We start from the raw sequence: 12113 nt of genomic DNA, 5'->3' as shown, positions 1-12113 counted from the left end.
GTGGTGCACCTGGCGGGTGGTGGGTAGGGGGTGCGCGATAGCCTGAACCCGGAATATCTCGATAGCGAGAGAACCCGCGCGGCGGCGGGCCGGCGGCTCAGGACCCAGCAGGAGAGAAGAAGAAGGCAATGACGCGCACCCCAGTCACCGTTACCGTCACCGGCGCCGCGGGCCAGATCGGCTACGCGCTGCTGTTCCGCATCGCGTCCGGGCAGCTCCTCGGCGCGGACGTACCCGTACGCCTGCGGCTGCTGGAGATTCCGCAGGCCGTGAAGGCCGCCGAGGGCACCGCGATGGAGCTGGACGACTGCGCGTTCCCGCTGCTGTCCGGCACCGACATCTTCGACGACCCGGCCAAGGCGTTCGCGGGCGCGAACGTCGCGCTGCTCGTCGGCGCCCGGCCCCGGACGAAGGGCATGGAGCGCGGCGACCTGCTGGAGGCCAACGGCGGCATCTTCAAGCCGCAGGGCGAGGCGATCAACGCGGGCGCGGCGGACGACGTCAAGGTCCTGGTGGTCGGCAACCCGGCCAACACCAACGCCCTCATCGCTCAGCAGCACGCGCCCGACGTCCCCGCCGAGCGGTTCACCGCGATGACGCGCCTCGACCACAACCGCGCGCTCGCGCAGCTCTCGAAGAAGGCGGGCGTGTCGGTCGGCGACATCCGTCGGATGACGATCTGGGGCAACCACTCGGCGACGCAGTACCCGGACGTCTTCCACGCCGAGATCGCCGGGAAGAACGCCGCCGAGACGGTCAACGACCAGGGCTGGCTGGAGAACGACTTCATCCCGACCGTCGCCAAGCGCGGCGCGGCGATCATCGAGGCGCGGGGCGCGTCGTCGGCGGCGTCGGCCGCGTCCGCCGCGATCGACCACGTGCACACCTGGGTGAACGGCACCGCCGACGGCGACTGGACGTCGATGGCGGTCGTGTCGGACGGCTCCTACGGCGTGCCCGAGGGCCTGATCTCGTCCTTCCCGGTCACCACGAAGGACGGGAAGTGGGAGATCGTCCAGGGCCTGGAGATCGACGACTTCTCGCGCGGCCGGATCGACGCGTCCGTCGCGGAGCTGTCGGAGGAGCGCGAGGCCGTCCGCAAGCTCGGCCTGATCTGACCCTTGCAGCCTGAGCGACGAGCCTGAGCGACGAGCCCCGGACCCTGCCGGTCCGGGGCTCGTTCGCGTCCGCCGTGCCGCTGTGAATTGGCCTTCTCCGGCCGTATGTCTCCGAGCCGTTCCTCTGGGTGACGGACGTCGTGGAGGATCGCAACGCGGGCGTCCGGTCGCCGGAGCGCCACCGCACCCTCAGCGAATTGCGGATACAGGGGAAATTCATGGGTGAACTCGGACTTGCCGAAAGCATCGCCGCGCTGCGGGCCGAGTTAATGGAGGCTTTGGAGGCCGGGCAGGACGCGGAGTTCGGTTTCGATGTCGGCCAGATACAGCTCGAATTCCATGTCGGAGTCACGCGGCAGGCCGGGGGGTCGGGCAAGGCGAAGTTCTGGGTCCTGGAACTGGGCGGCGACGCTTCTTACCGGCGGGAGGAGATTCACCGCGTCACGGTGACGCTGGAACCGCCGCTCGACGATGACGGCCGTCCGGTCAAGGTGACCCGTGGTCTCGCGAACAAGCCCTGACGGGTCCGGGCTCACGCACCGTGCCGTCGAGGTGCTGCGCCTCAGCCCCGGCGGCGGGTGGAACGTGGGCTCCGGCTTCCTGGTCGGACGGCAGTGGGTGCTGTCGGCGGCGCACAACGTCCTGGACGCCGCGGTCCTGCTCGTCCGCCGGGTGGACGAGTCGGAGCATCCGGCCGAGATGGTCATGGTGGACGAAGCCGGAGACATCGCCCTGCTGGCGGTGCCCGGAGATCCCTCGCTGGCCGACCTTCCCCCGGTCCGTTTCGCCCGCGTCGACCGGTCCCGGATAGCCGTGATCGACGAGTGCTGGACGGTCGGCTTCCCCAGGTGGAAGGAGCGGAAGGGGCAGCCGGGGACGGTCCCGCAGCGGGAGAGCGCCCAGGTGGACGGCGAGATCCCGACGGGTTCCAACCTGCGCACGAACCTGCTGGAGCTGCGCAGCAGGTCGATGCCCCGCCCGTCCGGCGACCGAGGCGATCGAGGCGGACAAGGTGGGCGGAGCGGGCGAGGGGGCCAGAGGCTGAGCGAATGGCAGGGGATGTCCGGGGCGGTCGTGTTCGCCAAAGGCCCGGCGGGCAGGGCGTACGCGGTCGGCCTGGTGACGGAACACCACGCGCCGCAGGGCAGCTCCGTCCTCACCATCGCCCCTCTCGACCGCTGGGCGGACGCCACGCAGCGCACGCCCTGGGGACGCGAACTCGGCCTGGGCGCCCTGATCGATCTTCCGCGCCTGGACGACGCCGCCGCGTTCCCGTCCGGCCATATGAACCTGCGCAGGTCGCTCCCCGACTTCACCGACCGGGACGAGACGATCGAGGAGGCGAAGGCGCTGCTCACCGACCGGCTGACCGAGACCTGTCCGCTCGTCGTCCTCCACGGCATGGCGGGGGTCGGGAAGACCGAGCTGGCCAACGAGATCGGGCACCGGCTCGCCGCCACGTTCACGCACGCCCGGATCCGGGTGGACGTCGCCGCGGCCGCCACCGCGGACGCCGCCATGGTGGAGGTGCTGGCCGAGTTCGGGCTGTCGGGCGAGGAACTGCCGCGCGACCCCGCGCAGCGCCGCCGCGAGTACCAGTCGCGGTTGAGGCAGGGTCCCAGCCTGCTGCTGCTCGACAACGTGTCCGAGGCGCGGCAGGCGGCCCCGCTGCTGCCCGAGTCGCCCGGCACGGCCGTGATCGTGACCAGCCGGACGACGCTGGCCTCGGTGGACGGCGCCGACCGGCTCCGCCTCGACCCGCTCCCGGACCCCGACGGCCTCCGCCTGTTCGAGCGGATCGTCGGCACGGAGGCGGTGGACGCCGACCGGCCGTCCGCACATGAGATCGTCCGGCTTCTGGCCGGGCTCCCGCTGGCGATACGGATCGCCGCCGCCCAGCTGGTGATGAGACGCGGATCGCTGGCACGCTACCTGTCGGACCTCATGGACGAGACCCGGCGGATCTCTCGCCTCGAAGGTGAGGACAGGGGAGTGCGGAGCAGCTTCGAGCTCAGCTACCGGTCCTTGCGGCCCGACACGGCGCGGCTGTTCCGCCATCTGGGCGTCCTGCCGGGCCGGGACTTCACCGCCGGTGTGGTCGCGCGCACCGGTGACGTCGACGACGAGGACGCCGAGCGCATGCTCGGGGAACTGATGGACCGGCATCTGATCGAGGTCGCGGGCGAGGACCGCTACCGCCTCCACGACCTCCTCCGGCTGTATGCGAAGGAGCGGATGGCGGACGAGGAGTCGCCGTCCGACCGGCGCGAGGCGTTCCGGCGCTCGCTGAGCTGGTACGGCGATCTCCTGCACGAATGGATGTCGCGGCCCGGTGCGCACGAGCAGCCTCCGGCCGGGGCGATCGCGTGGTTCGCGCACGAGTCCCTCAACGTCCAGGCGGGCCTTCGGGCGGCGGCGGACGCGCAGGAGCACGAACTCGTCGTCAGGATCGCGGAGTCGCTGTACGGCCTGCTCTTCTACCGGGCCCATTGGGAGGAGATGGAGGCGGTCAAGGACCTCGCCGTCCAGGCGGCGCGGCACGTCGGGGACGCCCCGGCCGAGCTCGGATCGCTGATCCATCTCGCCGAGGCGCGCCGGATCCTCGGGCGCCCGACCGAGGCGGTGCCGCTCTACGAGCGTGCGCTGGACGTGGTCCGCACCATGGACGACCCCGGCAAGGAGGCGTGGGTACTGACCCATTTCGGCGACTTCCAGTGCGATCTCGACCGTCCGGAGCAGGCCCTGGAGCGCTATGCCGAGGCGCAGGCCATCTTCAGGGCCCGGGACGACGCCGGAGGCGAGACCTGGCTGGCCGCGCACATCGCCGACGCGCACCGCCAGCTCGGGCGGCACGCGGACGCGGCCCGCGTCCTGGAGCGCACGATGGCGATGGCCGAGCGGCGCGACGACCGCGACGGGGTCGTCTGGTGCGCCTGGCACCTGGCGCTGGCCTACGACGGTCTCGGCCGTTTCGCCGACGCGGAGGAAGTGCTCAGACCGGCCGTCGACTTCCATCGCGAGATCGACAACAAGGCCGGGCTGGCCACCATGCTGTGCATTCTCGGCGACGTCCACCGCCATGCCGGACGTCTTTCCGACGCCCGCCCGGCTTACTCCGAAGCGCTGGATCTGCTCATCGAGATCGACGCTCCCAGCAGGGTTCGTGAAGTGCGGGAACTCCTCGCGAGCCTTCCCCGGGACGGCGAACACCGGCCGTAGCGGAAGCACCTGTTCTCTCCGCGGTGCCCGGTTGTCCAAGCGTGCAAATGATCTGTGGGCGTCGGTATCGGTCGCTAGGGTGTGATCGCTCGTAAAGGTGATCGGGGAGGCGTCTCGGTGGCAGAACAGGCATTTCAGGTCGACCTGCGCGGCGTGGTGGATCTGCTGAGCCGCCATCTCTACGCCAGCCCGCGGGTCTATCTGCGCGAGCTGCTGCAGAACGCGGTCGACGCGATCACCGCGCGCGGTGCGCTCACGGAAGGCGGTGCGGGCGGCCGGGTCGAGATCGAGACCGATGGCGGGACGCTGCGCGTCCACGACGACGGGATCGGGCTCACCGCCGACGAGGTCCACACGCTGCTCGCCACGATCGGCAGGTCGTCCAAGCGGGACGAGCTGGGCTTCGCGCGGCACGACTTCCTCGGCCAGTTCGGGATCGGGCTGCTGTCGGCGTTCCTCGTCGCCGACGAGATCGAGGTCGTGACCCGCTCCGCGAAGGGCGGCGACGCGGTCCGCTGGACCGGGCTTTCCGGGGGTAGCTACCGGGTCGAGCCCGCCGAGCGCGATCAGCCCGGGACGACGGTGTCGCTGCGGCCGCGTCCCGGGTCATCGGAGCTGCTCAGCCCGCCGGTCGTCGCAGACCTCGCCCGCACCTACGGGTCGCTGCTCCCGGTCGACCTGACCGTGGACGGCGTGCCGATCACCGCCGACGGCCCGCCCTGGCAGGTCGCCCATCCCGACCCGGCGTCCCGGCGGCGGGCCCTTGAGCGGTACTGCGAAGACCTCTACGGCTTCACGCCGTTCGACGTCGTCGACCTGGACGTGCCGGAGGCCGGGCTGACGGGCGTCGCGTTCGTCCTGCCGCAGCCGGTCTCGCCCGCCGCCCGCGCCGCGCACCGCGTCTACCTGAAGCGGATGCTGCTGGCCGAGAACGTCGAGAAACTCCTCCCCGAGTGGGCGTTCTTCGCCCGCTGCGTCGTGGACGCCGGGGAGCTGCGCCCGACCGCGAGCCGCGAGGCGCTCTACGAGGACGAGCTGCTCGACTCCGCCCGCCAGGGTCTCGGCGACGTCCTGCGGCAGTGGCTGGTCCGGCTCTCGGAGACCGACCCGGGTCGGCTCCGCGCGTTCCTGCGCCTGCATCAGCTCGGCGTGAAGGCGATGGCCCTGCACGACGACGAGATGCTGCGGATCGTGGACCGGTGGCTCGACTACGAGACGTCCGCCGGGCCGATGACGCTGCACGAGTTCCGCCGCCGCCACCCGGACGGCCGGTTCACCCCGAGCGTGGACGAGTTCCGGCGGCTGTCGTCGGTGGCGGGCGCGCAGGGCGTCGGCCTGGTCAACGGCGGCTACGTCCACGACAGCGAGATCATCGAGCGGCTGCCCGCGCTCGACCCCGACATCCGCCTGACCAGGCTGGACGCGGCGGAGCTGACGACCACGTTCGGCGTCCTCGACCCGGCCGCGGAGCTGCGGCTGCGGCCGTTCCTCGCGGCGGCGCAGCGGGCGGTGGAGCGGCTCGGCTGCGAGGTCGTGGTCCGCGAGTTCGATCCGGCGTCGCTGCCCGCGCTGTATCTGACCAGCCGCGACGCGCAGTTCCGGGAGGAGCTGACGCGGGCGCGGGAGGAGGCGGACGAGCTGTGGGCCGACGTCCTCGGCGCGGTCAACGCCACCACCGGCGTCGACCGTCCGCAGCTGGTGCTCAACCACCGCAACCCGCTGACCCGTCGCGTCACCTCGCTCAGCGATGACGGCCTGGTGGAGCTGGCCGTCCAGGCCCTGTACGGGCAGGCGCTGCTGCTCGGCCACCATCCGCTGCGGCCCGCCGACACGGCGGTGCTGAACCGTTCGTTCATCGGCCTGCTGGAATGGGCCGTCCACTCCCCGGAGGCCCCCAGTGAGCACGGATGACGTCTATGCGCTGATGGCGCGGTCGCAGGAGCTGCCGTACGGCGAGGCCAAGACGGTCCTGGTCGAGGACGCGCTGCGCCGCGCGGAGGCGACGGGCGACGACGTGCTGGCGTTCCACGTCCGGGTCCGGCTGACGGACGCCTACCGGTACGGCGGCGAGCCCGTGAAGGCGTTCGCGACGTTCAGCCGGTCGCTGGCCGACCACGATCGCGACCCCGGCCGGTACGACGAGACGCACGGCCTGCTGTGGCAGATGAAGGCGATCGTCAGCTCGCTGACGCTGTTCCCGGAGATCCCGCTCGACAAGACCTACACCGTCCTGGACGACATGGAGCGGCGCTACAAGGCGGGCGGCCACAGCCTTCAGGCGGTGTACCACTACCGCAACGTCGTGGCGCGGCACGTCGGCGACGGCTCGGCGGACGAGTGGTACGCGAAGTGGCGCGCGGCCGAACGGGACGAGCTGTCCGACTGCGAGGGCTGCGACCCGACCGGCATGGCCCGCCATCTCGTGGAGGCGGGACGGCACGAGGAGGCGTTCGAGATCGCCGCGCCCGTGCTGAACGCGACCCTGACCTGCAACGAGCAGCCGCAGTCGATCCAGACCGCGATGCTGCCGGTGTACCTGCGGACGGGCCGCGCCGAGCAGGCCGCGGACGCGCACCGCCGCGCCTACCGGGTGCACCGGGCCCGCCTCGCCGACCTGAGCGATGTCGCCGAGCATCTGGAGTTCTGCGCGATCACGGGGAACGAGGCGCGCGGGCTGGAGATCGTCCAGCGGCATCTGGGGTGGCTGGACCGGGCGCCGAGCGTCCACGCGGAGATGGAGTTCTGCGCGGCGGCGGCGCTCGTCCTGGGGCGGATCGCGGCGGCGGGGCACGGCGAGGCGACCGTCCGGCGTCCCGCGGCGGACGGCCGCCCGGCGGCGGACGTGCCGCTGCCCGACCTGCGCACCGAGCTGGCCGAGCGCGCGACGGAGCTGGCGGGCCGGTTCGACGCCCGCAACGAGACGTCCCACCAGGGCGACAAGGTGCGCGCCGTCCTGGAGGCGGAGCCGGCCGCCGAGTTCGTGCCGCTGGCCGCGCACCACCGCCGTCCTGCCCAGGCCCCGGCGCCGCCGCGGCCCGTCGCGGACGAGGACGGCGACCTGGCCGCCGAGGACGACCTCGACACGCTCCTCGACATCGCCGACCAGCGCCGCACCCGCCGCGACATGCCCCGCACGCTGGCCGCGTGGCGGCGGTTCGACGTCCTCGCCGAGACGGCGGAGCCGACGCCGCTGCAGAAGGCCCGCCGCCTGGACGGCAAGGGCGTCGAGCACGCCGTCGCCGACGAGCGGGAGGCCGCCGCCGAATGCTGGGAGGAGACGTACCGGCTGTTCAGCGAGCTGGGCGACGAGACGCGCCGGCACCGTGCGCTCGGCCGCCTCGGCGCGATGCACGCCCGCCTCGGCGACCCGCGCGGCCTGGACGAGATGATCGCCGCCGCCGGGCACTTCACGAGCAACCCGACCGGCGAGGGCGACGCCACCGGCTCGCTGCTGCGCCTCGCCACGGCGTACGTGGAGCTCGACCGTCCCGCCGACGCGCTGGCGACCCTCGACCGGGTGGACCCGGACGACGATCCCGACAGCGCGGGCGAGCTCTGGTTCCTGCGCGGGCAGGCGCTGCTGATGTCCGCCGACGCGGACGGGGCGGTCGCGGCGCTGCGCCGCTCCGCCGACGCCGCCCGCGCGTCCGACGACCCGGAGCAGGCCGCCCCGCCCGTCCTCCTCCTCGCGCGGACGCTGGCCCGGCTCCCCAGCGGCCCGGACGACGAGGTCATCACCCTGATCGACGAGGGGCTCGCCGCGCTGTCCGGCCCGTCGCCGATGCGGGCCGCGGCGCACTCCGAGCGGGGGCTCGCGCTCCTCGCGCTGGAGCGTCCGGCCGACGCCGCCGCCGACCTCGCCGAGGCCATCGCGGGCTGGACGGCCGAGGGCCTGCACGAGCAGGCGATCCACCTCCGCGTCGACCTCGCCGCCGCCTACCTGTCGGCGGGCCGCCACCTGGAGGCGGCCGAGACCGCCGAGGAGGCGCTTGCGGGCCTCACGGCGCCCGGCGACGGCGAGGCGGAGCGGCGCTGCCGGCTGATCCTCGCGCACGCGCAGAAGGAGCTGGGCGAGGAGGACGCCGCCGCGTCGTTCACGTCCCTCGCCCAGGACGCCGCGCGCGAAGGGCGGCACGACGCCGTCGCGCACTTCCTCAACGAGGCCGCCGACGTCCTGACGAGCCTCGACCTGGACGGCCAGGCCGCCGAACGGTACGCCGAGGCCGCCGAGGCGTACGAGAAGGCGGGCGACCCGTACGGCGTCGTCCGCACCCGACGCCGCCGCGCGATGTCCCTGCTGTGGACGGGCGACGCCGACGCGGCCGTGACCGTCGCGGACGCGGCCCGCACCGCGCTCGCCGGCCTGCCGCCGGACAACGAGCCGGCCCGCGTCTGGGAGACCGCGCTCGTCTCCTACGACCAGGCCCGCATCCTCGCCCAGGTGGGACGCCTGCCGGAGGCGGCGTCGGCCGCATCCGCCGCCGTGGACGGCTTCACGGCCCTGGACGAGACCGCCCCCGCCGAGGAGGCCGCCAGGCTCCGCGACGACATCACCGCCGCCATGGAGCGGTGACCCGCGCGGCCCCGCCGGACGGGACGGCGTCGAGGAACTCCGGCGCCGTCCAGCCGCGCTTGGCGTAGGCGGCGGCGATCGCGTCCCGGACCCGTCCGGCCTTCGCGGCCGGGGCCAGGACGATCACCGAGCCGCCGAAGCCGCCGCCGACCATCCGCCCGCCCCGCGCGCCCGCCCGCAGCGCCGCGTCGACGGCCGTGTCGGCCTCGGGCCAGGAGACCTCGAACTGGTCGCGCAGGGACAGGTGCGAGGCGTTCAGCATCGCGCCCAGGTCCGGGACGGCCCCGGCGCGCAGCAGCCCGACCGTGGCCTCGACCCGGTGGTTCTCGGTGACGACGTGCTGGACGCGCCGCCGCAGCACGGGATCACGCAGCGTCCCGAGCGTGCCCGCGAGGTCTTTCACGTCGCGGAGCGCGGCAACGCCGAGCAGCGCCGCGGCCTCCTCGCACTCGGCGCGCCGCCTGCCGTACTCACCGCCGGTCAGCGCGTGCGAGGCGCGCGTGTCGACCACCAGCAGCGTCAGCCCGGACGCCGCCGGGTCGAACGGGACCTGCGCCGACAGGCCGCTGCGGCAGTCGAGCATCAGCGCGCGCCCGTCCTCGCACAGCAGGGACGCCGACTGGTCCATCAGCCCGCACGGCATGCCGACCTGCTCGTTCTCGGCACGCTGCGCCAGCCGGGCCAGCGCCGGACGGTCGATCTCCACGTTGTGCAGGTCGCAGAGCGCCAGCGCGGTCGCGCACTCCAGCGCGGCCGACGAGGCCAGCCCTGCCCCCTGCGGCAGATCGGAGTCGATCAGCAGCGACGCGCCGCCCGCGCCGTGCTCGCGCAGCACCCGCGCGACACCGACGGGATACGCCGCCCACGCCCGCTCGGGCGGCCACCCCTCCGAGACGACCGTCCCGCCGTCGACCGGCGCGGTCACAGGCTCACCGGCTTGGTGCGAGCGGACCTCGATCACGCCGTCGTCCCGCCGCGCCGCGGCCGCCGAGACGCCGAGCGGCAGCGCGAACGGCAGCACGAGCCCGTCGTTGTAGTCGGTGTGCTCGCCGATCAGGTTGACCCGTCCGGGCGCGTGCCAGACGCCCTCCGGCTCCCGCCCATAGGCCGCCGCGAACCCGGCCCTGAGCCGATCGCTCATCGCGACCGCAGGAAGGTCCACGCGTCGTCGACCATGGTGCGCAGGTCGCGCTCCGGCTTCCAGCCCAGCTCCGCCTGGATCTTGTCGGACGAGGCGACCAGCACGGCCGGGTCCCCGGGGCGGCGCGGCGCGACCTCCGCCGGGATCTCGCGTCCGGTGACCTCGCGGCACACGTCCACGACCTCCTTGACGGAGTTGCCCGTGCCGCTGCCCAGGTTGAAGATCTGGTGCGTTCCGGGCGCGCAGGCGTCCAGCGCGAGCAGATGGGCGCGGCCGAGGTCGGTCACGTGGATGTAGTCGCGGATGCAGGTGCCGTCCGGCGTCGGGTAGTCGTCGCCGAACAGCTTCACCGCGTCGCCGTCCCCCTGCGCGATCTTCAGCACGTTCGGGATCAGATGCGTCTCCACGGTGTGGCGCTCGCCGAGCCGCCCGTACGCGCCCGCCACGTTGAAGTACCGCAGCGACACCCCGCCGATGCCGTGCAGCCGCGCGTACTCGGCCAGCGCCGTGTCGATCGCCAGCTTGGACGCCCCGTACGGGTTCGTCGGACGGGTCGGGTCGGTCTCCAGGATCGGCGTCGACTCCGGCTCCCCGTAGACCGCGGCCGTCGAGGAGAACACGATCCGCGGGACGCCCGCCAGCCGCATCGCCTCCAGCAGCGCCAGCGACTCGCCGAGGTTCTTGTCCCAGTACAGGCCCGGCTTCTCCACCGACTCGCCCACCAGGGACTTCGCGGCGAAGTGCAGGACGGCGTCGAACCCGGCTCCGGCCAGCACGTCGGCCGCCGTCTCCCGCAGCGTGCCGCGCACGAGCCGGGCGCCTTGCGGGACGCTGTCCTCGTGCCCGGTGGACACGTCGTCCAGCACGACGACCTCGTGTCCCGCCTCCAGGAGCAGGGCGGAGACGACGCTGCCGACGTAGCCTGCGCCTCCGGTGACGAGCAGCTTCACGAACGGACCTCCCATGGAGCGACACTGTGACGGCGGGGTTAGACCAGGCTATCCGCAACGCCGAACGGGGAAGGCTGAACCCATGGACCGGACGCCGTCCCGGCCGCCGTGGGGGCTCGCGCGCCCTCTGGTGTGGCTGCTGTCGAGCTCGACCAACCTTGTCGTGCGGCTGTCCGGCGGTGACCCGGGCGCGCTCCGCGAGGAGTTGACGGCGGAGCGGATGCGAGCCCTCGTGGCTGAGAACACGCAGCTCACCGCGGACGAGCGGGCGCTGATCGGGGAGGTGTTCGCGGCGGGGGAGCGACCGCTGCGGGAGGTCCTCGTCCCGCGCACCGAGGTGGTGTTCCTGGACGCGGCGCTCCCGCTGACCGCCGCCGCGCGCCTGGCCGCGGGCAGCCCGCACTCCCGGTTCCCCGTCTGCCGCGAGTCCCATGACGAGGTGATCGGCTTCGTTCACATCCGCGACCTCCTGGCCCCCGACCCCCCGGAGAAGGACGGGCCTGTCGGTGATCTTGTTCGTCCGGTGAAGTTCCTGCCGTCGTCGAAGCGGGTGCTGCCGGCGCTGTCGGAGATGCGCCGCGAGGGCTGCCACCTGGCGATCGTCATGGACGAGTACGGCGGCGTCGCCGGGATCGTCACGATGGAGGACCTTCTGGAGGAGCTCATCGGGGACATCCGCGACGAATATGATGTCCAGGACGCGCAGGCACGGCGCCTGCACGGCGGCGTGGTCGAGGTCGACGGCCTGCTCAACCTGGACGACTTCGCCGCCGAGACCGGCATCCGGCTCCCCGCCGGGCCCTACGAGACGGTCGCCGGGCACATCATGGCGGTGCTGCGCCGCGTGCCCGCCGAGGGCGACTCGGTGGAGGCCGGCGGCCACCGCCTCGCGGTGGCCCGGATGGACGGGCGGCGGGTGGCCCGCGTGCGCGTCACCCCGCGGGCGACGCCGCAGGCCGTCACGGCGATGCCCGCCACCCCGTCCGCGACCCCGCGGGCGGCCACCGGCGACACCGCCGCAGGCTCTGCCACCGGCAGCGCCGCCGCCGGCGGCGCCGCCGAGGCCGCCACCAGCGGCGCCACCCGCGGTGGAGCCCCAGGCGACACCTGAG

8 protein-coding genes are annotated in these 12113 nt (G+C 73.4%); 6 read left to right on the top strand and 2 right to left on the bottom strand.

Annotated features, from left to right (window positions below):
• The first annotated feature begins 128 nt into the window (after positions 1 to 128).
• From E1287_RS28875 to E1287_RS28855, 5 genes are all read left to right on the top strand, one after another.
• Positions 129 to 1118 (top strand): malate dehydrogenase, encoded by a 990-nt coding sequence (locus tag E1287_RS28875; RefSeq protein ID WP_131968294.1) that lies wholly within the window; start codon positions 129 to 131, stop codon positions 1116 to 1118.
• Between the two features lie 128 nt (positions 1119 to 1246).
• Positions 1247 to 1639, top strand: coding sequence for a trypco2 family protein (locus E1287_RS28870; protein ID WP_131968292.1), 393 nt, complete (start codon positions 1247 to 1249; stop codon positions 1637 to 1639).
• Positions 1617 to 4337, top strand: coding sequence for a tetratricopeptide repeat protein (locus tag E1287_RS28865; protein WP_131968290.1), 2721 nt, complete (start codon positions 1617 to 1619; stop codon positions 4335 to 4337). Before E1287_RS28870 ends, E1287_RS28865 begins: the two co-directional genes overlap by 23 nt.
• A gap of 117 nt (positions 4338 to 4454) precedes the next feature.
• The gene (locus tag E1287_RS28860) at positions 4455 to 6248 is read left to right on the top strand and encodes an HSP90 family protein (RefSeq protein ID WP_131968288.1); all 1794 of its coding nucleotides are present in this window, start codon (positions 4455 to 4457) and stop codon (positions 6246 to 6248) included.
• Positions 6235 to 8910: a hypothetical protein gene (locus tag E1287_RS28855; protein WP_131968286.1), complete on the top strand. Its 2676-nt coding sequence runs from the start codon at positions 6235 to 6237 to the stop codon at positions 8908 to 8910. Before E1287_RS28860 ends, E1287_RS28855 begins: the two co-directional genes overlap by 14 nt.
• On the opposite strand, the gene galK is transcribed toward E1287_RS28855, so the two are convergent.
• Both galK and galE read right to left on the bottom strand, forming a co-directional pair.
• The gene (galK, locus tag E1287_RS28850; protein ID WP_131968284.1) at positions 8888 to 10051 is read right to left on the bottom strand and encodes a galactokinase; all 1164 of its coding nucleotides are present in this window, start codon (positions 10049 to 10051) and stop codon (positions 8888 to 8890) included. The genes E1287_RS28855 and galK overlap by 23 nt on opposite strands.
• Positions 10048 to 11001, bottom strand: coding sequence for a UDP-glucose 4-epimerase GalE (galE, locus tag E1287_RS28845; protein WP_131968302.1), 954 nt, complete (start codon positions 10999 to 11001; stop codon positions 10048 to 10050). The genes galK and galE overlap by 4 nt, the downstream gene beginning before the upstream one ends.
• Before the next feature lie 82 nt (positions 11002 to 11083).
• Between galE and E1287_RS28840 the strand changes: the two genes are divergently transcribed.
• Positions 11084 to 12112 carry a hemolysin family protein gene (locus E1287_RS28840; RefSeq protein WP_243719503.1) on the top strand — a complete coding sequence of 343 codons (1029 nt, stop codon included), beginning with the start codon at positions 11084 to 11086 and terminating at the stop codon, positions 12110 to 12112.
• Position 12113 lies beyond the last annotated feature (1 nt).

It is taken from the genome of Actinomadura sp. KC06 (assembly GCF_004348735.1).
Classification (GTDB): Bacteria; Actinomycetota; Actinomycetes; order Streptosporangiales; family Streptosporangiaceae; genus Spirillospora.
The sequence above is the reverse complement of the archived record's forward strand: the minus strand, read 5'-3'. Positions and strand labels throughout refer to the sequence as shown.